Source organism: Gelidibacter algens, from assembly GCF_001678675.1.
Taxonomy (GTDB): Bacteria; Bacteroidota; Bacteroidia; order Flavobacteriales; family Flavobacteriaceae; genus Gelidibacter; species Gelidibacter algens.
The window spans coordinates 40,260-61,984 of sequence record NZ_LZRN01000025.1; the positions used below are offsets into that span (position 1 = coordinate 40,260).

The 21,725-nt window shown below is 36.1% G+C and carries 20 protein-coding genes; 7 read left to right on the plus strand and 13 right to left on the minus strand.

Annotation, left to right across the window (positions count from 1 at the left end):
- Window positions 1-41: 41 nt before the first annotated feature.
- Together A9996_RS12160 and A9996_RS12165 are read left to right on the plus strand one after the other, a co-directional pair.
- Complete coding sequence (locus A9996_RS12160; RefSeq protein ID WP_066435251.1) at window positions 42-602, plus strand: hypothetical protein; 561 nt, start codon at window positions 42-44, stop codon at window positions 600-602.
- Window positions 603-677: 75 nt separating this feature from the next.
- Complete coding sequence (locus A9996_RS12165; protein WP_066435255.1) at window positions 678-1,259, plus strand: MiaE family protein; 582 nt, start codon at window positions 678-680, stop codon at window positions 1,257-1,259.
- A 102-nt stretch (window positions 1,260-1,361) separates the two neighbouring features.
- On the opposite strand, the gene A9996_RS12170 is transcribed toward A9996_RS12165, so the two are convergent.
- The 4 genes from A9996_RS12170 to A9996_RS12185 form a co-directional block, all read right to left on the minus strand.
- Window positions 1,362-1,889 carry an outer membrane beta-barrel protein gene (locus A9996_RS12170; protein WP_066435257.1) on the minus strand — a complete coding sequence of 176 codons (528 nt, stop codon included), beginning with the start codon at window positions 1,887-1,889 and terminating at the stop codon, window positions 1,362-1,364.
- A gap of 92 nt (window positions 1,890-1,981) precedes the next feature.
- Window positions 1,982-2,890, minus strand: coding sequence for a Ppx/GppA phosphatase family protein (locus tag A9996_RS12175; protein ID WP_066435259.1), 909 nt, complete (start codon window positions 2,888-2,890; stop codon window positions 1,982-1,984).
- 3 nt (window positions 2,891-2,893) lie between these two features.
- Window positions 2,894-4,954 carry a polyphosphate kinase 1 gene (ppk1, locus tag A9996_RS12180; protein WP_066435260.1) on the minus strand — a complete coding sequence of 687 codons (2,061 nt, stop codon included), beginning with the start codon at window positions 4,952-4,954 and terminating at the stop codon, window positions 2,894-2,896.
- Between the two features lie 146 nt (window positions 4,955-5,100).
- A complete protein-coding gene (locus tag A9996_RS12185) occupies window positions 5,101-5,586 on the minus strand; it encodes a SixA phosphatase family protein (RefSeq protein WP_066435262.1) in 486 nt (161 codons plus the stop codon).
- Window positions 5,587-6,032: 446 nt separating this feature from the next.
- Between A9996_RS12185 and A9996_RS12190 the strand changes: the two genes are divergently transcribed.
- From A9996_RS12190 to A9996_RS12200, 3 genes are read left to right on the plus strand one after another with little or no spacing between them, the layout of a single operon-like run.
- Window positions 6,033-9,986: a DUF6923 family protein gene (locus A9996_RS12190; RefSeq protein ID WP_066435266.1), complete on the plus strand. Its 3,954-nt coding sequence runs from the start codon at window positions 6,033-6,035 to the stop codon at window positions 9,984-9,986.
- A gap of 10 nt (window positions 9,987-9,996) precedes the next feature.
- Window positions 9,997-10,914, plus strand: a complete 918-nt coding sequence (locus A9996_RS12195; RefSeq protein WP_066435268.1) for a PorP/SprF family type IX secretion system membrane protein — start codon at window positions 9,997-9,999, stop codon at window positions 10,912-10,914.
- Window positions 10,915-10,925: 11 nt separating this feature from the next.
- On the plus strand, window positions 10,926-12,833 hold the full coding sequence (locus tag A9996_RS12200) for an OmpA family protein (protein WP_066435270.1): 1,908 nt from the start codon (window positions 10,926-10,928) through the stop codon (window positions 12,831-12,833).
- 631 nt (window positions 12,834-13,464) lie between these two features.
- Here the strand turns inward: A9996_RS12200 and A9996_RS12205 are convergent.
- The 3 genes from A9996_RS12205 to pdxH form a co-directional block, all read right to left on the minus strand.
- The gene (locus A9996_RS12205) at window positions 13,465-13,959 is read right to left on the minus strand and encodes a CAP domain-containing protein (RefSeq protein WP_066435271.1); all 495 of its coding nucleotides are present in this window, start codon (window positions 13,957-13,959) and stop codon (window positions 13,465-13,467) included.
- A 327-nt stretch (window positions 13,960-14,286) separates the two neighbouring features.
- The gene (locus A9996_RS21065) at window positions 14,287-14,505 is read right to left on the minus strand and encodes a PLD nuclease N-terminal domain-containing protein (RefSeq protein ID WP_066435273.1); all 219 of its coding nucleotides are present in this window, start codon (window positions 14,503-14,505) and stop codon (window positions 14,287-14,289) included.
- 114 nt (window positions 14,506-14,619) lie between these two features.
- On the minus strand, window positions 14,620-15,267 hold the full coding sequence (gene pdxH, locus A9996_RS12215) for a pyridoxamine 5'-phosphate oxidase (protein WP_066435276.1): 648 nt from the start codon (window positions 15,265-15,267) through the stop codon (window positions 14,620-14,622).
- Window positions 15,268-15,349: 82 nt separating this feature from the next.
- Here pdxH and A9996_RS12220 point away from each other — a divergent pair, with 82 nt between their 5' ends.
- On the plus strand, window positions 15,350-15,769 hold the full coding sequence (locus A9996_RS12220) for a hypothetical protein (protein ID WP_066435280.1): 420 nt from the start codon (window positions 15,350-15,352) through the stop codon (window positions 15,767-15,769).
- Window positions 15,770-15,843: 74 nt separating this feature from the next.
- On the opposite strand, the gene A9996_RS12225 is transcribed toward A9996_RS12220, so the two are convergent.
- The 6 genes from A9996_RS12225 to rpsA all read right to left on the minus strand — a co-directional run bounded on the left by A9996_RS12225 (window position 15,844) and on the right by rpsA (window position 20,998).
- A complete protein-coding gene (locus A9996_RS12225; protein WP_066435285.1) occupies window positions 15,844-16,752 on the minus strand; it encodes a ribonuclease Z in 909 nt (302 codons plus the stop codon).
- Window positions 16,753-16,760: 8 nt separating this feature from the next.
- On the minus strand, window positions 16,761-17,093 hold the full coding sequence (locus A9996_RS12230; RefSeq protein ID WP_066435288.1) for a ribonuclease Z: 333 nt from the start codon (window positions 17,091-17,093) through the stop codon (window positions 16,761-16,763).
- An 11-nt stretch (window positions 17,094-17,104) separates the two neighbouring features.
- Complete coding sequence (locus A9996_RS12235; RefSeq protein ID WP_066435291.1) at window positions 17,105-18,034, minus strand: aspartate carbamoyltransferase catalytic subunit; 930 nt, start codon at window positions 18,032-18,034, stop codon at window positions 17,105-17,107.
- 51 nt (window positions 18,035-18,085) lie between these two features.
- Entirely contained in the window at window positions 18,086-18,433 is a 348-nt protein-coding gene (locus tag A9996_RS12240) for a hypothetical protein (protein ID WP_066435295.1), read from the minus strand.
- Between the two features lie 2 nt (window positions 18,434-18,435).
- Window positions 18,436-18,975 (minus strand): bifunctional pyr operon transcriptional regulator/uracil phosphoribosyltransferase PyrR, encoded by a 540-nt coding sequence (pyrR, locus tag A9996_RS12245; protein WP_066435298.1) that lies wholly within the window; start codon window positions 18,973-18,975, stop codon window positions 18,436-18,438.
- Between the two features lie 160 nt (window positions 18,976-19,135).
- The gene (gene rpsA, locus A9996_RS12250) at window positions 19,136-20,998 is read right to left on the minus strand and encodes a 30S ribosomal protein S1 (protein WP_066435301.1); all 1,863 of its coding nucleotides are present in this window, start codon (window positions 20,996-20,998) and stop codon (window positions 19,136-19,138) included.
- Window positions 20,999-21,286: 288 nt separating this feature from the next.
- On the opposite strand from rpsA, the gene A9996_RS12255 reads away from it, so the two are divergent.
- Window positions 21,287-21,664, plus strand: coding sequence for a LysM peptidoglycan-binding domain-containing protein (locus A9996_RS12255; RefSeq protein WP_211272656.1), 378 nt, complete (start codon window positions 21,287-21,289; stop codon window positions 21,662-21,664).
- The last annotated feature ends 61 nt before the right edge of the window (window positions 21,665-21,725 follow it).

Here is a 21,725-nt window from a genome sequence, read left to right on the forward strand (position 1 = left end):
TAATTTTTATAACTTTTTATGATGCTTTAATATCTTGTCTTATGAAGAATTTATTAGTATTAGTCGCTTTAGTCTCCATAGTGTGTTTGAGCTGTGATAGCAGAAAAACAAAAAAGGAATCTTTAGAACAGGCTGTTTCTGCATTTAACTTAAAAACAACACCAGTTCAGAGTGCCACTTATCATCCTGAATCCTATGTGGAGATTGTTACCGATACCATTATCTCAAACAGTGTCCAAGTTCGGATCAAGAATTACTCACTTCTGGATGAGCAGATATTAATTTCAGATGCCACAAATGGTGTTACTAAAAAAGTGAATTATCAGCGTGTGTTTGAGTCAGACATAAGCGTTTTTACAGCAACCAAAGATATTTTGAACACTCATATTTCAGCCAAACAAATTAGCGCAATTGATGCTGACCCGTTTTGGGATAACGCGACGCTACAGCACGCCTGGGTAAATCAGGAACTATCAACTGCAGAAGACATTAAACTGGACATTACATTTATCAATCCTATAGACGATACACATAAGTTATATAGAATGTCGATCGATTCTAACGGACAACAAACCTTGAATTTAATAGAAGCACAAAGTTGAGTTACTATAAAATTTAAAAAAAATAAAAATCATGTGATTTCTCTTGGGTAGAAATGACACCAAAATCAGTAAATCATGCTCGGACTTAAATTACCTACAGATCCACGTTGGGTCAATATCGTCGAAAAAAATATTGAAGATATTTTGACAGATCATGCTTATTGCGAACAAAAAGCAACCAGCACTGCTATTTCTTTGATTGTCAGTTTTCCGGAATATACTGAATTGGTGCAAGAAATGGTGGCTTTGGTAAAGGAAGAGATCAGCCATTTTAAAATGGTGCATGATAAAATTCTTGAAAATGGATGGATTCTTGGTAGAGACCGGAAGGATGAGTATGTCATTCAATTGATTGGCTTTTTTCCTAAAGGCGGAAGCAGAACCACACAACTTGTCCACAGACTACTTTACGCGGCTTTGATTGAAGCCAGAAGCTGCGAGCGTTTTCGTTTGCTTTCGGAAGAATTGGAAGATAAGGAATTAGCTGAATTCTACAGAAAACTAATGGTTAGTGAGGCCAACCATTACACCATGTTTTTAGGATTTGCAAGACAATATGGCGAAAGAAAAGAAGTGGATCAAAAATGGAATGAACTGTTAGATTATGAAGCTCAAATCATGAAAAATTTGAGTAAAAGTGAAACGATCCATGGATAGACGCCTTTGTATTTATGGCTCATTTTAACACATCAGTAGAAGCATAAAAAAATAAAGCTCCAACAGTATTGGAGCTTTATTTGTAATATATTTTAGTAGATGTTATAGTCGATAAGTAAATCCAAATTGCATCACACCTTGCTTAGCTTCCAGGTCCAATTCATCATCAAACACATTTGAAATGCCATACAAATAACGGAAATCAATACCAATTTCATCAGTCACCATATACTCGGCAAACCCAACACCTGAAAACACTAAGTTTTTAAATCCGTCATTCTGTTTGTGGACTTTCAATCCTACCTGCGGACCGACACCAAGCTTAAATCCACCAAAAATATTATAGTTTAAGATTACTGGCAAGTTGAGATAATCTGTTTTGTAATATTGCAAATTTGCACCTTCGGGAGAATATTGCAATTCTGTCATTACTGCCAAGGTTTCGGTCAGTCCAAAATCTACAAAGGCTCCAAAAACAAACCCGTTTCTATGTGGATTTGATCTAATTCCATCAACTTCATAATCCATGTTGGACACGTTGGTAGCAAAGTGCACACCGTATTTAATATCTTGAGAAAATGAGTAGGTTGTAATACCTGCAAAAAGTAGAAGTGTAAAAATTTTTTTCATAATATAAGATTTGAGTGAGTGAATATAATTTGAAAAATAGTATTTCAATTATAAATTAGATATCTAACAATAAAAAGAAGACAAACGGCTTATTATATCAAATTTACACTTGCAACCGTACCAAAATATACACTTTTGATAATCCCATCAGAAAGCCCAATTTTAGGAACGTAGATGTATTTGGCGTCACTCCATTTCATGGCAGAAAGATAGATTCTGGTTGCCGGAATGATCACATCTGCCCTATCTTGGTTTAAGTCCAATTCAGTTATGCGCTCTTCATAACTATAGGTTTGGAGCATGTTGTAATAGGAGGTCAAATAGAAATACGTGAGCGGTTTTCCCATAGCCTTTCCTGATATCTTAAAGATTTTATTGATGTTTCCCCCTGAACCCAAAAGATCAATCTTCTCAAAACCGTTGGTGTGTTGCTTGATCCATGATTCCAACTCTAACCAGGCTTCTTTTTGGACAATGTCATTTAACAGTCTTACCGTCCCTATTTTAAAAGATTTTGAAGCTGTGGTTACACCTTGATCAATCACAGAAAACTCAGAACTCCCACCCCCAACATCAACATATAAGTAGGTTTTGCTTTTATCGATAAAGCTATTCAAATCAGTAGCAGCAATAATTGCGGCTTCCTCTTCGCCATCAATAACATCTATCTTTATCTGGCATTGTTTTTTTATAAGCTTCACAATGTCATCACCATTATCAGCCTCACGCATTGCTGAAGTAGCGCAAGCTTTGTAAGCAGTGACCTTATGTGATTTCATGAGCAGCCTAAACGCATTCATGGTATCTACCAAACGCAGTTCATTTTCTTTGGAAATTTGATGCTTTAAAAACACGTCTGCTCCCAAACGAATAGGAACACGCACCAAAGCGCTTTTTTTGAAAAGTGTTGGTTTTCCTTTTTGTTCAATAATATTTGAAATAAGCAAGCGTACCGCATTGGATCCAATGTCAATAGCAGCATATTTTTTAATAGTCAGCATAATCTAGTCTTGTAATTTGTTGAGATAATAATTATAGATGGCGAATTGCGCTCTTACTTTTGGATCATTATTATGTCTGTATTTATTTTCATGGGAGCCTCCTAACAAACGGGCCTTTACGTTATCATTCCATGAGATCTCAAAAACATCCAAAAGCTCGTTTTTAATATCCTTATCATATATTGGACACGTAATTTCTACTCTATTTTCAATATTTCTTGACATCCAATCTGCAGATGTGATAAACACTTTGGGATCATTATTGTTACAAAAAATCAATAACCTGGTATGTTCCAAAAACTTGTCAATAATACTGACCACTTCAATGTTTTCGCTCATGCCTTTGATGCCAGGAACCAAGCAACAGATACCTCTGACAATCATTTGAATTTTCACCCCTGCCCTACTGGCTTCATAAAGCTTATCTACCATCATATAACTGGAGATGCTGTTGAGCTTCAACTTTATAAACGCAGGTTTTCCGTTTTTGACATTTTCAATTTCAGTATCGATCAGTTTAAATAATTTAGTTTTAGTATAATGTGGCGAAACGATAATATGTTTATACCTAAAAATCTTATAGTTGGTTTCAAAGAAATCAAACACCTTGACCACGTCTTTCAAAATTCTTTGGTCTGAAGTGAACAAGGTAAAATCTGTATAAAGTTTGGCGGTAGATTCATTAAAGTTACCTGTACTTAAAAACCCGTAGCGCTTAATTTTTTGATTTTCTTCACGTTCAATCACGCACATTTTACTGTGTACTTTAAGACCCTTCACACCAAACAGAAGGTTTACACCATCAGTTTCCATTTGTTCAGCATAATCAATATTGGCCTGTTCATCAAAACGCGCCTGCAACTCGATGGCCACGGTTACTTTTTTACCGTTTTTTGCCGCATTGATCAACGAGCTGGCGACATGGGAAATTTGTGCCAATCTGTAAATCGTAATCTTAATGTTTTTAACCCTAGGATCTAATGCAGCTTCCCTTAAAAACTTGACGATGTATGAAAAAGTATGATAGGGCGTATGCAGCAGATAGTCTTTTTTTGCAATATTATTGAAGATGCTGGTTTCTAAACTCAATCCTTTTACGGGCAACGGTTTTATTTTATCGTACAATAAATCTGTTCTTCCCAAACTTGGAAAATCCATATAGTCCCGCCTGTTATGATAACGCCCTCCTGGTATCACGCTGTCTTTAGAATCAATACCCATAATGTTCATCAAAAACAGCAAGGTTTCCTGATCTATTGTTTTGTCATAAACAAATCGGACAGGTTCTCCCACTTGCCGATGTTTAACGCTGTCAGAAATTTTCTCGATAAAACTTTTGCTCAGGTCACTTTCAAAATTCAATTCGCCATCACGCGTAATTTTGATCATGTGTGCTGAAACAGATTCATATTCAAAAATATTGAAGATATCATGCATGCAATACCGCAACAAATCATCAAGCAGGATGATGTAATTGTCATGACCCTTTTTTGGCAGCACCACAAACCGATCCATAGATTTTGGGATCTCAATAAGTGCATATTGTTTTTGTTGATTGCCCAAGTCCATTTTAATGGCAAGATAGGCCGCACTGTCTTTTAAGGTTGGCAGTTTTACCAAATCGCTCAAAATAATGATCACCAAAGCAGGACTCACATTTTGAATAAAGTAATTTTTGATAAACCGATGTTGCCTGTCATCAATTTGGGTTTCATTGATGATATGGATATTTTCATCCTCCAGGCGTTCATGTATGGTTGCTAAGATGTCGAGGCTATCACTTTGTTGCTTGATGACGATTTGTGTGATGATCTCCAACAATTCACTTGCTGAAATACCCCCCAACTCACTCTTGCCAGTTTTTCCGGCTTCGTCAATCCGCTTGACGGTGGCATATCTGACCTTAAAAAATTCGTCTAGGTTATTTGAAAAAATACCCAAAAAACGAAGGCGTTCAATAAGCGGTACTGTTTCGTCTTCTGCTTCCTGCAAAACACGTTCATTAAACTGTAGCCAGCTCAATTCTCTATTAATATATGTATTGGAGTTTATATCTGTAACCATGAAGTATGTACTGTAATTTTAATCTATGACAAATATATTCTATTTAAAACTTAAAATAAAGCCACTTCACAGAGAATAGTTATTTGTCAATATTAAGTCCAGTCTACAAACTATAATTATACAACACTATAGTGTTTAATAGCTACTCACTTAAAATCTCTTGGTTTTAAAATCATTTTAGTTGTGCCTTGCGTCACCGCTTTCCAAGTTTCGACGTTAAAATGAATCATTACCAAACCAGAAGTAGGCAAATTGTCAATAGCCATATCTCCAAGGCTATTGGTCAATGCAGTAAAAGCATGGTTGTGGCCAAAAATCATCACCCTTTCAAAATCATTATCCAATGCCTTTATAAACTGTAGTACTCGGTTCCCTCCAAAGTCGTACACCTGCTCTTCAATGCTTAATAATTCTTCTGATAAACTCAAGTTTTCCATAAAAATATTACAAGTGGATAAGGCTCTTTTTGCGGGACTTGAATAGATGGCATCAGGTTTAAAATTATAGGCCATAAATGCTTTGGCAAGCAAACTGGCATCAGAAAGACCCCTCTCACTTAAAGGCCGTTTTAAATCATTGACATCATGATCCCAAGAGGATTTCGCATGTCTTATAAGTACGATTGTTTTCATATTGTTGTTCGATTAAATACATTTTTTTTCTACAAACTGATACAGGTTACCACCTACTTAGTTTTGGCTTTTCGCGTATAACTGAAAAAAGTAGCCAAATTCAACTGCTAAAAAATGACCCAAATTTATCTTTAGCCTTCAAAACGTGTGTTCTTAACGGTTTAGTGTGTCGTTTAACAACTTTATTCGACCGATAAAGTGTCTAGACGTCCCCACTTAACGATTATTTCAGTGATTTAACATTTATTTTTGATTCGAACATATAATCACTCTTTCTTTGTTTGAAGCTATTAATTTATATGATCCCAAATCAAAGTAATTTCTTAATCCATTCTGCACTGCTATTTCCAGGTGTTTTCCCTCTAGTAAAGTTAGTATTAAAAAATTGTTTGTAGTCATCTATCGTGTAGATGATGTATTGAGATTTTAATTCCAATCGTAACGTCATGAAAATAATTATCACTCCTATGGTACTAAAACTAAAATTAGTATTGGTTTTTATTCTGCTAGCAAATGTGTTAGACACAAATGGTCAAACCACATCAGAGCTCGCTCCCCAAAAAGAAAATATCGGGGTAAATGTTGAAAGTGCTTTCCAGCTTGATAATACTACATTGAGCGAAAGAAGCACTGCAAATTATCAGTCAGCTCCTAAATCTGGTAATTTGAGAGCCCCATATAATTGTGAAAGTGGATTAGTTTACATCCTTACTAATGATGGATCTTCTAACGGAAATGTTACCGGACTTTACACTTACAATTTGGCGACCAATACCCAAACGTTGATTAAAAATCCGTTAATTCCTAGTTCAAGTTCTTCTCAATTTATCAATGCCATTGGTTATAACATCTTGGACAACTATCTATACGGCATCCTTCAAGGCACCAACCAAGTTGTAAAAATGGATGACGCAGGGACTCTTGAGTTCTTAACCATTACAGGAGATTTTAAACTAGGAAGTTATGCTGCTGGTGATATAGACAAAAACGGCGTCCTTTTTGTTTATGGAGAAAACAAGTTCATATCAATAAATTTAAACCCGTCAGCTTCAAATTATTTAGTTGCTAATACATTATTGAGCTATTCCACGACAGTCAATGACATCGCATTTAGCCCTATAGATGATAATGTGTACATGATGACTAGTAATAGTAGCCGAAGATTATTGCGTTATAATGTTACGTCCAATACGGTTACGGATCTTGGTGCCATCAGCGGATTAGCATCTGAAGGCTCCAATTCATTTGGAACAGCTTTTATGGACAGTATGGGAAACATGTTTGTTTCCAATAATGCTTCCGGAAATATTTATAAAATAGCTTCTCCGCACACTGGAGGGCTTACAGCAACGGCATTTAATTCTTTAACCGGAACACCTGGCGATGGCGCCCGCTGCCCAAATCAGGCTGTCGCTCCAAACGCTGTAAAAGATCAAGCTTGTTTAAGTAATGGTCAAACAATTACTATTGATTTGCTCCAGAACGACGGTGCAGGAACTTACCCTATAAACCTGGCATCTGTTCAACTTATAGATCCTTCTACAAACGCGGCATCTTCTACAGTTACGGTTTCAGGACAAGGCACGTTTACCGTGAATGGTTCAGGTATTCTAACTTTTACACCTGCTGCAAGTTTTACAGAGGCTTCCATAAAATATTCTATTGCTGATACTACAGGTCTTATTTCAAACCAAGCTACAATATCTGTTTCAACAAACACAACCGCTGCTCCAACAGGTGCTAGCGTTCAAGAATTTTGCGCTTTAGAAAATCCTACTGTTGCTAACTTAAGTGCTTCAGGCAATGCCATTGCATGGTATAGTGATTTAGCGTCTACAACTCCGCTAGTTGCTTCCGCTTCTCTTTTAGATGGAACTACATATTATTCTACACAAACTTCTAGTTCAGGTTGTGAAAGTTTGAGTAGATTGGCAGTGACGGTCAACTTTATTGAAGGACTTGCCCTTGTCAACCCAGAATCTCTTTCTTGCACCAACAGCAAAACGGCCTATATAATTACAGCAACCTTTAAAGGCACAGCACCGTTTATTGCAAACGGTACTGGAGCACCTGGCCAATTTACTGATAACGGTGACCAGACCACCACTTGGATTTCTAGCCCTATTGGTTCCACAATAGCAACGTATAATGTTAAAATACAAGGCGATGATACTTGTGGCATTTTAGATTTATCGGGATCAGCTCCTTTAGACTGCCTAGCAGTTCCATTTGATTGTACTGATGGTTTAGCTTTTATAATAACGAATACTGGTACGAGTGAAAGTAATTATGTATCCGGTTTTCATACTTTAAATTTGACCACTAATGTTCAAACCTTAATAAAAGATCCTTTGGTAGAAGCTTCTTCTACATCACGTTTTATAAATGGTATTGGATACAATACTAAGGATAGTTTCTTATATGGCTTGTTACAAAGCACCAATAAGATCGTAAGAATAGATGCCAAAGGTGATGTTGAATACTTTGACATTAAAAGTCCTTTTACTACTGGATTTTATAGTTCTGGTGATATGAATAACAATGGAATCTTATACTTGCACAGTGGCAAAAAATTCGTGGCTGTAAATCTTGATCCGTTAAGTCCAAATTACTTGACATCCACTGACCTATTAGATTATACTATTGTTATAAATGATCTTGCATATAATGCTATAGACAATAGCTTGTATATGATGACAAGTACTGAAAATCCAAAGTTATTCCGTTATGACCTCGCTTCCAATACTGTAATTGACTTAGGTTTCGTATCTGGCCTGGAGGCTGAAACAACTAACTCTTATGGTACAGCATTTTTTGATAGTGTTGGTAACCTATTTGTGGCCAATAACAGTTCTGGTTTAACCTATAAAATTTCTTCTCCACATACCGGCGGTGTTACGGCATCTTTTTATAGTGCAGCTATGCAAGGTTTGCAACCTGGAGATGGCGCTCGTTGCCAAGATCAAATATCACTACCTGTTGCCAATGATGATACCGCTTGTGGACTATTAGAAACGGATACCGTTATTGATGTACTTGCAAATGATGGTGAAGGCTCTTATGCTTTGAATCTGTCTTCTGTACAACTCATTGATCCCATTACAGAAACCTATGCCAATACAGTAACCGTTGCTGGGCAAGGGACGTTTACAGTAGGTGCTAACGGAATGACAACTTTTACGCCTCTAGCCACATTTACTGAAGCATCGGTAACCTATACAATGAGAGACATAGTAGGGAACGTATCACAACCCGCAACAATTACTGTGAGCTTAGATATCTTTGAAATTGTATGTCCTACCTTCCCTAGTTTGGATGTAGCGTGTTATGATGAGTTACCATCTGCTACAACATATAGCATTCAAGAATTTGAAGCGTTGGGCAATGGAGATGGACGTATTGGAGAGTCGACATGTGGCGTTATCGAAATTACTGCATCTAACAGTAGTGATGAAGGTACTTGCTCACAAACCATAACACGTACGTATTCTATTACTAAATACCAGGACACAAATAACAACGGATTTCGTGATAATGGTGAAAACACCATTTTAAATACTGCTGAATGTGTTCAACTTATAAATATAGCAGATGTATCCGCCCCAACGTTAGTTGGTGATTACGAAACAGAGATTGCAATTACATGTGAAAGTATTCCTGAGGTGCCTGCACTTGAATTTGAAGATGGCTGCTCAAACAATATTAATGTTGTTTTTGAAGAAGTATCTACTGCTACAGATAACCTTACTAACTATCAAATTGTAAGAACTTGGACAGTATCTGACACCTGCGATAATGATGCTGTATTCAAACAAACAATAAATGTAAACATTGCGAGTACAGTTGTTGGAATTGATAGTGAACTTTGTAATAATGATGACATTGATTTTGACCTATTTAATTTACTTAGTGGAACTTTCACTAGAGATGGTCTATGGTCTGTAGAATCGGGAACCGCAACATTGGATGGTAGTATATTCAATCCTTACTTATTGCAATTAGGAACCTATACCTTTAAGTATACGACCACTGATAATTTATGTGCGACGGAAACACTGGTTAATATTTCTTTAAATGATGATTGTGTGGTATTACCATGCGGTTCAGAAGATGTTGTGATATCAAAAACAGTCACAGCTAATAATGATAACATTAATGAGTTCTTCGCCGTTACAGGGGTTGAAACTTGTGGCTTTACTGTAGAAATTCAAATCTACAACCGTTGGGGAGCTTTAATCTATGAGTCCAAAGACTATCAGAATGATTGGAATGGTACTGCATCTAGTGCATCAATTGGAAGCTCCAATTTCGTACCAACCGGCACATACTATTATATCGTTAATTTAAAAAATAGTGGATTAAAACCTTTTGCAGGTCCAATCTACGTAGCAACCAAATAAATTTTAACCTATGAAATTTGTAAAGTTTAATATCGTCGTTTTCATACTGTTCACGAGCTGGGTGGGAGTAGCACAACAACTACCGCAGTTTACACAGTATATGTACAACACCATTTCTATCAATCCTGCTTATGCAGGTAGCAGAGAAACATTAAGCGTAGTTGGTTTACATAGAAGCCAATGGGTTGGACTCGAAGGAGCCCCGACCACGCAAACACTATCAGTCCATGCGCCCTTGCGCAATGAAAAGATTGGCTTGGGTATGTCTTTTATCAATGATGAACTTGGATACCAAAACTTCCAATATCTCTATGCTGATTTTTCATATACTATTCAAACAAGTCAAAATACAAAATTGGCTCTGGGTTTAAAAGCTGGTTTCACTGGCTTTAGTTTAGATCCTGACTACCAGACTGCGGAAGCGTATGACCCTGTTATTTACGGCTATGAAAATCGATGGAAACCTAATATTGGCGCAGGTGCCTATTGGCATTCTGATAAATGGTATTTAGGATTGTCTGCTCCACGATTATTGAATACGGATTACAATGGGGAAGAGAATTTTGAAGCATTGGAAAGACTGAGTTACTATTTTACGGGGGGTTATGTATTTGAATTAGGTGGAACAACCAAATTTAAGCCGGCATTTTTGGTAAAAGCAACCAATGGTGCTCCCCTATCTTTAGATCTAACCGCAAACTTCTTGTTTAATGAGAAATTTTGGATAGGTGGTTCATACAGAATGAATGAAGGAACTTCAGCTTTAGGAGGTATTGCAGACTTCCAAGTTTCCAAACAATTGCGAATTGGTTATGCCTACGAATATCCTTTCTCTGATCTCAGACCTTATACAAGCGGTACTCATGAAGTTTTGCTGATGTTTGAAATCTTTAAAAGTAAACGTATTAAATCGCCTCGATACTTCTAAAACCTATGACTATGAAAACAAAATTATTTATATTTCTTTTTGCGCTTAGTAGCACGTTTATGGTTGCTCAAAAAAAGCTGGCTGATAAATTCTTTGAAAACTATTCTTATATTAAAGCTATTGAACTTTATGAAGAGGCTGTTAAAAAAGGAGACAGTAGTGAACATGTGTTAACTCGGTTAGGTGATGCTTACTACAACAACTCAAAATCAAAAGAAGCGGCGTTGTGGTATGGAAAAGCGGTCAACAAATACAATAATGTCAATCCTGAATATATCTTTAAATACATTCAAAGCTTGAGAAGTATTGGAAGTTACAGAGAAGCTGACGATTGGTTAGTAAAATTTAAGGCCATTCAAAATGACGACAGTCGTGTTAAAGATTTTGATGCGAATAATCTTGATATTTACCAAGACTTAGCATCTACTGAAAATGTTGTTGTTAAAATCGAGAATATGCCCTTCAATACTGAGTTTTCTGATTTTGGAGGTTACAGCGCTGAGGGTAAACTTTACTTCTCGTCCGCAAGAGATACAGATGTAAAAAAACGATACGGATGGAATGCCGAACCATTTTTGGATATGTACTACGTAACCGTAACTGATAAAGATGATAAAAAAGAATTTGGAGAGGCTGAGTTTATCAATTCATCAAAAATAAATACGGCGTATCATGAAGCCTCTATTGCAATCAGTAACGACGGACAAACCATGTATTTCACAAGAGATAATTTGAACCGAAGAAACAGATTGGATTATGACCGTAAAGGTACTTCACATCTCAAATTGTACAAAGCGACATTAGAGGATGGTAATTGGAAAAATATTGTTGAACTCCCGTTTAACGATGATTACTTTTCAAATGGACATCCTACGTTAAGTTCTGATAACACAAAATTATATTTTGTGTCAGATCGTGAAGGAGGTTTTGGACAGACAGATATTTATCAGGTCAATATTTTAGAGAATGGAAAATATAGTGAGCCACTAAATTTAGGTGAAAAAGTCAATACTGCAGGCCGTGAAATGTTTCCTTTTGTAGCTCAAGACAGTACGCTTTATTTCTCGTCTGATGGGTATTTGAATTTAGGTTTATTGGATATTTACAAATCGAATATCATTAAGGATGAAAATGCCGAACCTGAAAATATTGGTGCACCCTACAACAGTGGCTATGATGATTTTGCATTTTTCATGAATGACGGCAGTAAAACTGGATACTTCTCCTCTAACCGTCTAGGTGGAAACGGAAGTGATGATATCTACAGCTTCAATGCTGAACCTTGCAAGCAAAACATTGAAGGCATTGCGAGAAACAGCAAAACCAACGCACCATTGGCCAATGTTGAAGTCAAATTGATCAATACTTCTGGAAAGATCATTGCTACGGTAATCACGTCAGAAACAGGAGCCTTTGAGTTTGATGCAGATTGTGATAAGAACTATACCGTTTTAGGAAGCAAAGCAGATTACAAAGACGCCCTTAAAGAAGTAGCTACGAATGTTGAAAATGGTGTAGTCAATACTGCAGATCTTTACCTAACACCGTTAATTGACAATGACCAAATTGTAATCAATCCGATCTTCTTTGATTTCGACAAATCAAATATCAGAACAGATGCTGAGTATGAACTAGAACACATTGTGGATGTAATGAGAGCACATCCAAATATGGTGATCAAAATTGAATCGCACACAGATAGCAGAGGAAGTGACAATTACAACTTAAAACTATCTGACAGAAGAGCTAAAGCTACTAAAGATTACATACTATCCCGAGACATTGCCAAAGAGCGTATTGAAAGTGCTATTGGCTATGGAGAAACACAATTACTCAACGAGTGTTCAAACGGTGTTAAATGTAGTTCAGAAGAGCACCAGTTAAACAGAAGATCATACTTTTACATCTTAAAGGATTAATTTCGATAACTATTATATTTTAAAAGCAGACCATTGGTCTGCTTTTTTTTTATATGTTACTGAACATAACTTACTGATTTCTTACAGACCTTATAAGTGTCAAAGATGAATGAATTTAGAAATGGCGTCAATAACTAAGCAATAATTGGCAAATCATTAAAAATATGACTATAGTACTACTGGTTTGTGCGAGATATCTAATACTTGCTGTCTAGTTCATTTTTTATTTCAATGTACCTCACCCTTTTTTGAATTTTCTGTAACCCTTACTTCATTGGCAAATTATAAAGTCGACTCATAACTTTTGTGAAGGCTGTTTATGTTTTAATTGTAAAAAGGCTATACTTCTAATCATAACATAATTAAATATGAAATTAGCGGCCTCTATTACCTCTACTCGGTCAACAACCAAAATATATTCAAATGTAATCTGACGAGATCGGGAACGAAAACACCAGCACAGAGGAGAAATCCTGCATTCAGAAGTCTGTCTATGGACGACATCTTTTAAGGGAATAAGAGCAGCTAAGTTTTGAAAATAAAAATCGCATAATATCTGCACAAATAAAAAAACCGCTCATTGAGCGGCTTCTTTCAAAATAACTAACTAATCTTAAAATTCAATACGAAATTAACGCTTAATAAATATATTTGTAAAGTACCATTTACCTTCAGAATTCTTTTCTGCTGAGATATCAAAATCAGTGAAATCTCCCTCTATAGTTGCTTTATGTCCTGGGCTGTTTAACCACGCATTAACTACAGACTGTGCAGAACTATACGCATATGCTACATTCTCTGACACTTTAAGGGCAGCTACATTGTTAACCAAACTTGCTTTACGCTGATAGAAGTTATCATGGTTTACTTGGTTTAGCGTGACCATATAATCGGTATGTGTAAAAGCCACAGACTTAATAACGCTTAAATTGTTTAGAGGAGTTAAGTCCTTGCCTATTCTGTAATTATTGATGAGCTCTAAAATCTCAACTTCAATGACTTTGGTTGCCGGTGCATTTTTTAAAATACTTTGATCTATTGGTTGATCATCAAATTCCTCTGAGGAACATGAAAACGTGAACATGGCAATTAACGCCAACATTGGCAAGTATAATGTAGTTTTCATAAGTAGGTAAATTCGGTTTGGTTTAGCTAATTTAGAAGACTAATTGATAAAAAATGTTAAGGAAATGTTAAAATCGACGAAAAACATGTTGTTGGTCGGTTTTATATGTAAATCATCGATGAAATGCATTTTTATCCATACGATTTATGCTTTACAACGGTAAGAATTAACGCTTTATCGGTGTTGTTGTTGAAAAATAGATTTTGAAATTGCACTATGATTAGAATATGCCTTACAAATAGATTGCATATAAATTTAAGCACATGAAATTGAAAATTTATAGGTTTTAGCACATGGTAAGGCACATGCATCATTATTACACTACTGTTAAAGGAATTTGTTAAGAAAGTAGTCTTGAGATATGAGTTTAGTGAGCTCGCTTAAATCTCCGTTCAAATTTAGAGGGGCTTTGTCTAATAATTTTCTTCGAAATTGAAAATAGAAAAGGGCTCCTAGAACAGGAAAAAACAAAATGAGCATAAGTAAAAATGTACGCATGATTGGATTCTTAAATCCTGATTTAGTTATATCAACTAATGCCCACATAGACAGCAGTACCGATAGGCTTATCTATACAAGGATTAATGGTGTTTCCTAGCGTATTTTTTATTAAATCTTATAGATGCTATCCAAATAACTTTAAATCTGGAAAATGGCCTCTCATGGCGACAGACGCTCCATAACCCAATCAAATTTGTCATTTATGGTAAATCTGATCCTGTCGTGTAACCTATTTGGACGCCCTTGCCAAAATTCGATTGAAATAGGTTTTACGATAAATCCGCCCCAATAATCTGGTCTCGGAATTTCTTTTTCCTCAAATTTCTCTTCCAGCTGCCGTAGATCCTCCTCAAGAACTTTTCTATTTTCTACAACCTCACTTTGATGGGATACCAAGGCTCCTAATTGACTTCCGCGTGGGCGTGATTCAAAATAGCCGTCGCTCATATTTGGTGCTATTTTTTCGGCATTGCCTTTAATAATCACTTGGCGCTCTGCCTTAGGCCAGAAAAATGACAGACACACTTTAGGGTTGTTGAGGATTGCCTTACCTTTTTCACTTTCATAATTGGTATAAAAAATGAATCCCTCATGTGTATATTTTTTGAGCAGGACTACCCTACTCTTAGGAAAACCATCCAACCCAAGGGTAGAAATGGTCATGGCGTTGGTTTCACCTTCATCAAAATTAGTATCTACTTCATGAAACCATTTTTGGAAAACCTCCATGGGATTATCACTAATATTAGATTCTAACAGCTCTTGCTTCTCGTATGATTTTCTGTAATTTCCTAAGTCTGTATGCATTATAAATTTCTGTAGTGTTAAATAATCTTTTTTCTTTTTTGGATGATCAATTTCTTATAAATTTAAGCATTATTTGACTATAATGCGATTTGAAGAAAGTATATATTTTAGCTTACTACCACATAACAAATTAGAATTTTCATTTGGGAATTATTATTTGTTTGACAATTTTGTCATCTCTGAACTTCATGAAGGAATTCATTTTGATTGGGATAAAATATTAGAAGTAATTGGTGCGCTCATAGATTATTATGGTGAGCAGATAGAAATTGCGTATATCTCCAATAGAGTGGATTCCTACTCTCTTGAACCACAACTATGGCATAAGTTTCATGAGGAATTTGATTTTATAGTCGCCATTGCGACAGTGGCCTATAATGATTTTGGTTATTATACTGCATCCATTGAGAAGCAATTTGCTCAAATAAGCCTAAAACGATGTGAGGAGCTCCCTGAAGCGATGGATTGGGTCAAGAATCTGAAAGAATTCAGACGAAACTAAAAGATTATTTATACTATCGTCATAAATCGTAGATTCAATGCAGTTAATAACGAACGAAAAATTGGTTTTAATAATTAATCAAAATCAAAGAACTTGCCATCACTTGCCAATTCAACCGGTTTAAAGATAGTCTCCGCTTCGCGCTTAAATTCATTTAGATTGTCATAGCGCGTTGAAAAATGACCTAAAATAAGAGTTTTGACATTCGCCATTTTGGCAATTAATGCTGCTTCTTTAGCTGTCGAATGCTTTGTTTTTGGTGCTAAATTAGCATTCTTCTCCAAAAAAGTAGATTCGTGATAGAGTACATCTACATTTTTAATAATAGGCACTATATCTTCTTTATAGGCTGTATCACTACAAAACGCATAACTTTTTGGTGGATTTGGAGGTAGTGTGACTTTGAGATGATCAATGAGCACACCGTCCTTATTCAGTACATCACACCCTTGTTTCAACTTATTGTAATAGGCCATGTCAATATTGGCTTCTATAACTGATGGCATATGCAAATGGCGTTCACCTTCCTTCTCCTTAAACAAAAACCCATTGGTATATACACGATGGTCTAGTGGAATAGTCCATACCTCTACTTTCCCATCTTCAAAAATAAGTTCAGAATCACTGGAAGTGAGTTCATGAAAATAGAGCGGATAGTTGGTCCATGAATCCGCCAATTTCATTTGTAATGTTATGACTTCCTTCAACCCCTTTGGACAGTGTATGTGCAATTCCGTTTCTCTAGTCAATAATCTAAAGGTAGAAATCAATCCAACCAATCCAAAAAAATGATCCCCATGCAAATGGGAAATAAAAATATGCCTGATGCGGGCAAATTTAATTTTATTACGGCGTAATTCAACCTGAGTTCCCTCACCACAATCAATTAGGAAAAGATGGTTGTTGATTTCCAAAACCTGAGCAGTAGGATTTGCGTCCTTTCTCGGGGTTGCACTGAAGCAACCAAGTATAGTCAGTTTCATAACAATGTTTAGAAGCCCAAATCACGTTCCATCTCTTCCATCTCTATCACGTCATAAGCTTCTTTAAGGGTTGGCACAACAGCAATCTCATCTGGTATTTCATCCAAATTTATTTTATCTGTGACAATAACAAAAGAGTGCTTGGCATGACGGTGGGTATTTGAAATTTCCAAAAACTCAATAATATCCTGTAAGCTCACTTTGTTGATGACTGCCAAATTAATAATGACGTTGTCATTTTTAAATTTTGGATAGGTTGCCTGAAGTTTTTTCACCAGTTCAATTATGGTGCTCTTTTCTTGGGTTATAATGGTGGTATTATTGTCTTTATCAAAAATCATAACTTTTGGTTTTAATGTTTAATTTTAGATGCTAATAAGTAGATGACAGCCATCCTAATGGCGACACCATTTTGAACTTGATCCAAAATAATAGCTTGTTTGGAATCTGCTACATCACTTGTAATCTCCACCCCACGGTTGATTGGTCCTGGATGCATGATGGTTATTTCTTTATCTAACATATTGAGCAGAGCTCTATTAACACCATATTGCTGCGTATACTCTCTGGTTGATGGAAAATAGGTCATATCCATCCGTTCATTCTGAACACGAAGCATGTTGGCCACGTCACACCATTGGAGCGCTTTTTTAAGATTGGTCTCTACTTTAACACCAAGTTTATCAATATACTTTGGCAATAGGGTTTTTGGTCCGCAAACCATCACATTGGCGCCTTGTAGCTGTAAAGCAAAGATATTGGACAGTGCAACACGACTGTGTAAAATATCACCTACAATCACGACATTTTTACCCTCAACCTTACCCAAACGTTCTCTTATGGAGTAACTGTCCAATAAGGCTTGGGTTGGATGCTCATGGGCACCATCTCCAGCATTGATAATACTTGCATTGACATGTTGCGACAAGAATACGCTGGCGCCAGGATTTGGATGTCTCATGACCACCATATCCACTTTCATGGAGAGGATATTGTTTACGGTATCAATTAGAGTCTCTCCTTTTGTGACTGAAGATTGAGATGCCGAAAAATTGATGACATCAGCAGAGAGACGCTTCTCAGCCAATTCAAAAGAGAGCTTGGTACGTGTCGAGTTTTCGAAAAATAAGTTGGCAATGGTAATGTCTCTAAGCGAGGGTACTTTTTTGATGGGCCTGTTGATGACTTCCTTAAAATGATCGGCAGTCTCAAAAATAAGTTGGATATCTTTTGAATTCAGATATTTAATTCCCAATAAGTGATTGACACTTAATTCGCTCATACTTTTTAGTCTTCAGTGTTCAGGCTGCAGTTAGCAGTTTTAATTATCGTTTCAAACTTGATTCAATTTGAATTCAAGTTCGTTATGGGTTCCGTCTTCTTTATTGAAACGCAAATACACCATGGCTTTTTGTAAAAAATCAAATTGCAACAGCATTGGACGCATCAACTTAAATAATTCTTCGGCATTTCTTCCATATGCAAAAAGTCTTCCGTCGGTATCGTCCATATTCACTTCATGACCGTCATACCTCCCAATATCTTCAGGTATAGTATCAAACATCATAAGGTCAAAACGATGTATTTGATCCAAACCGTCAAATGGTCCAAAAGACACAATGACTTCATCCCTATTTTTAGAGATTTTTTTATCTATTAAAAACAACTCTTCACTGTTCATTATTAGCTCTTTATTAAATAAACCGCATCTTCCCCCTCATTCTCTACCCAATTTACTTTTACTTTTTCTTTGTCTATAGCGTCTACTTGTCGACCTCTATAATCTGGTTGGATGGGTAAATGTCTACTAAAGCGTCTGTCAATTAGCGTCAGTAATTCTATTTCATTAGGTCTACCAAAAGATTGAATGGCCGTTAATGCCGCACGGATACTTCTTCCGGTATAAAGTACATCATCTATAAAAACAATATTCTTGTCTTCAACAATAAAATTAATTTCTGTGGTGTTGGCTTCCAATGGTTTTTCACCACGACGGAAATCATCCCTAAAAAAAGTGATGTCTAAATGCCCTAATTGAATATGTTTGATCTTATAATCGCTCTTTAAAATTTGAGCGAGCCTATTGGCCAGAAACTTTCCCCTGGGCTGCATGCCTATAAGAACCGTATTAGAAAAGTCGTTGTGTTTTTCAATCAGTTGACAAGCCAATCGATGGAGAATGATATTTATCTCTTTTGCGTTAAGTAGAACTTTTTGGCTCATAGTTTTCCAAACGTATTTGGTTTACAAATTTAGAATAAATATTCTTGTCTGCAATGGTTTTCTCTTGCAAAGACGCAAGGCCGCAGAGAGGTACAAATTGGAAACAAAAAAAGCCTTCAACATGATGTTGAAGGCTTTGATTTATAAATGAATTGAAAGATTACTTCTTCCCGTCCATTTTGTCTTTAAGAGCTCGTAAAGCATCATTGGCATCACCAAGTGTTGGTTTTGACTCTGCAGCAGAAGCTTCAGCTTTAGCAACAGACGCTTTTACGTTTGCAATTTCTTCTTCCTTAAAGATAGCAGTATGAGAAGCAACAACACGTTTGAACTCTTTATTGAACTCAATAATCTTGAATTCAGCAGTGTCACCTTTTTTCAATTTCTTACCATCTTCCATTTCTAGATGACGTGAAGGAACGAAAGCAACGATATCTTCGTTAAACTCAACAGTTGCACCTTTATCTACAATTTCAGAAACTTCTGCTTTATGCGTAGTGCCTAAAGCAAATTCAGTTTCATATTTGTCCCAAGGATTGTTAGTTGTTTGTTTGTGACCTAAACTTAATTTACGTCCTTCAACATCCAATTCTAAAACAACAACATCTAAGTTATCACCTACGTTACAGAACTCACTTGGATGCTTGATTTTCTTAGTCCAAGATAGATCAGAGATGTAAATCAACCCGTCAATACCTTCTTCCAATTCAACAAACACACCAAAGTTTGTGAAGTTACGCACAATACCGGTGTGCTTAGAGCCTACTGGGTATTTGCTTGTAATATCAGTCCATGGGTCTGGAGTCAATTGTTTGATCCCTAATGACATTTTACGGTCTTCTCTATCAAGAGTTAAAATAACCGCATCAATTTCATCACCTACCTTTACAAAATCTTGAGCAGATCGTAAATGTGTTGACCAAGACATTTCACTTACGTGAACCAGTCCTTCTACACCTTCTTCTACTTCAATAAATGCACCGTAGTCAGCAATAACAACAACTTTTCCTTTCACTTGGTCTCCAACTTTTACGTTTTCGCCCAAAGCTTCCCAAGGATGTTTGCTCAATTGTTTCAGACCTAATTGGATTCTTGATTTATCTTCATCAAAATCAAGGATAACAACGTTAAGTTTTTGATCCAATTCAACAATTTCATTTGGATGGTTGATACGTGACCAAGAAAGGTCAGTAATATGAACCAAACCATCTACCCCACCTAAATCAATAAAGACACCGTATGAGGTGATGTTTTTAACAACACCCTCTAATACTTGTCCTTTTTCTAATTGACCGATGATTTCTTTTTTCTGTTCTTCAATATCAGCTTCGATAAGCGCTTTATGAGAAACCACAATGTTTTTGAATTCGTGGTTGATTTTCACAACTTTAAATTCCATTGTTTTATTCACATACTGATCGTAATCTCTAATAGGTTTCACGTCAATTTGAGAACCTGGCAAGAATGCTTCAATACCAAATACGTCAACGATCATACCACCTTTAGTACGACATTTTACAAAACCATTTACGATTTCGCCAGTGTCATGGGCATTGTTTACACGATCCCAAGCTTTGATTACTCTAGCCTTACGGTGAGATAACACTAACTGACCGTTAGAGTCTTCACGTACATCAATTAACACTTCAACTTTGTCACCAACTTTTAAGTTTGGATTATAGCGGAACTCGTTAAGAGAAATTACACCTTCAGATTTTGCGTTGATATCAATTATAGCATCACGATCGCTAATATGGATTACCTCACCTTCAACAACTTCATCATCAAGGGTGTCCACAAAATTCTCTGATACTAATTTCTCAAATTCCTGAAGTTTTTTGTCATCAACCTGCTCAATACCTTCTTCGTAATTGTGCCAATTGAATTCTTCTAAAAACTTTTCAGGGTTTGCTTGCGCCTCTGATACTTTAGGAGCTGCTTTTTCAGTAGTTTGAGTTTCTACTGCTGTTTCTGTTGCTTCAGTAGTTTCTACCTCGGCTTGATTTGTTTCTTTTTCAGACATGTGCTGAATACTAGTTTGTATTCTGGGTGTTCTTGGAAGTTTTATGCGATCAACACACAGAAGTGTTATTTGCTTTTATGTTTTATTCCTCTTATCTTCCAATGGGTATCGCTAAAAGGAGTGCAAAAATACAATATAATTCTCTCATTTACAAATTATTTAAACAACACGAATCTCCAAAGTAACATTCCCAATTGAATTGGTTAATAATCTCTTGTATTTGCGTTATCATATTGGGTATTAAATTGATACATTTACGTCTACATTAATTTAAATAACTCAATTATCATGGTAAAATCTAAGTATCAAAGTGTTTTAGATCTGGGTCAGGAACTAAACATTCAAAATGGTGACGTTTCAGAAGAGAACGGCGTCTTAAAAATGAAAGGAACAGCGAAAAATCAATACGAGAAGAATTTGTTGTGGGATAAGATCAAGGCTATTGGTGGCGAAAACCCTTCTGATATTAATGCAGACATAAAGGTGGCTGATACTTCTGTTTTTGCGAGGCACACTGTAAAGTCAGGAGAAACTCTTGGTAAAATAGCTAAGCAGTATTATGGCGATCCGTCAAAATATCAAAAGATTTTTGCGGCGAATTCTGATATTCTTAAAAACCCTGATATGATTCATCCAGATCAAGAATTGATTATCCCCAATGTATAATAATCCTTATATGATGAAATAAAAAAAACGAAGTACTTTTCGGTTAGTACGTTTTTTTTTT

What these genes read in the sequence shown, in the direction of transcription:
- A9996_RS12175 (WP_066435259.1), bottom strand. Translation starts at nt 2,890, where the DNA reads ATGCTGACTATTAAAAAATATGCTGCTATTGACATTGGATCCAATGCG.
- A9996_RS12190 (WP_066435266.1), top strand. Translation starts at nt 6,033, where the DNA reads ATGAAAATAATTATCACTCCTATGGTACTAAAACTAAAATTAGTATTG.
- pdxH (WP_066435276.1), bottom strand. Translation starts at nt 15,267, where the DNA reads ATGCATACAGACTTAGGAAATTACAGAAAATCATACGAGAAGCAAGAG.
- A9996_RS12240 (WP_066435295.1), bottom strand. Translation starts at nt 18,433, where the DNA reads ATGAACAGTGAAGAGTTGTTTTTAATAGATAAAAAAATCTCTAAAAAT.
- A9996_RS21065 (WP_066435273.1), bottom strand. Translation starts at nt 14,505, where the DNA reads ATGTGGGCATTAGTTGATATAACTAAATCAGGATTTAAGAATCCAATC.
- A9996_RS12170 (WP_066435257.1), bottom strand. Translation starts at nt 1,889, where the DNA reads ATGAAAAAAATTTTTACACTTCTACTTTTTGCAGGTATTACAACCTAC.
- ppk1 (WP_066435260.1), bottom strand. Translation starts at nt 4,954, where the DNA reads ATGGTTACAGATATAAACTCCAATACATATATTAATAGAGAATTGAGC.
- A9996_RS12195 (WP_066435268.1), top strand. Translation starts at nt 9,997, where the DNA reads ATGAAATTTGTAAAGTTTAATATCGTCGTTTTCATACTGTTCACGAGC.
- A9996_RS12200 (WP_066435270.1), top strand. Translation starts at nt 10,926, where the DNA reads ATGAAAACAAAATTATTTATATTTCTTTTTGCGCTTAGTAGCACGTTT.
- A9996_RS12235 (WP_066435291.1), bottom strand. Translation starts at nt 18,034, where the DNA reads ATGAGCGAATTAAGTGTCAATCACTTATTGGGAATTAAATATCTGAAT.
- A9996_RS12185 (WP_066435262.1), bottom strand. Translation starts at nt 5,586, where the DNA reads ATGAAAACAATCGTACTTATAAGACATGCGAAATCCTCTTGGGATCAT.
- A9996_RS12205 (WP_066435271.1), bottom strand. Translation starts at nt 13,959, where the DNA reads ATGAAAACTACATTATACTTGCCAATGTTGGCGTTAATTGCCATGTTC.
- pyrR (WP_066435298.1), bottom strand. Translation starts at nt 18,975, where the DNA reads ATGAGCCAAAAAGTTCTACTTAACGCAAAAGAGATAAATATCATTCTC.
- A9996_RS12230 (WP_066435288.1), bottom strand. Translation starts at nt 17,093, where the DNA reads ATGATTTTTGATAAAGACAATAATACCACCATTATAACCCAAGAAAAG.
- rpsA (WP_066435301.1), bottom strand. Translation starts at nt 20,998, where the DNA reads ATGTCTGAAAAAGAAACAAATCAAGCCGAGGTAGAAACTACTGAAGCA.
- A9996_RS12220 (WP_066435280.1), top strand. Translation starts at nt 15,350, where the DNA reads ATGCGATTTGAAGAAAGTATATATTTTAGCTTACTACCACATAACAAA.
- A9996_RS12160 (WP_066435251.1), top strand. Translation starts at nt 42, where the DNA reads ATGAAGAATTTATTAGTATTAGTCGCTTTAGTCTCCATAGTGTGTTTG.
- A9996_RS12255 (WP_211272656.1), top strand. Translation starts at nt 21,287, where the DNA reads ATGGTAAAATCTAAGTATCAAAGTGTTTTAGATCTGGGTCAGGAACTA.
- A9996_RS12165 (WP_066435255.1), top strand. Translation starts at nt 678, where the DNA reads ATGCTCGGACTTAAATTACCTACAGATCCACGTTGGGTCAATATCGTC.
- A9996_RS12225 (WP_066435285.1), bottom strand. Translation starts at nt 16,752, where the DNA reads ATGAAACTGACTATACTTGGTTGCTTCAGTGCAACCCCGAGAAAGGAC.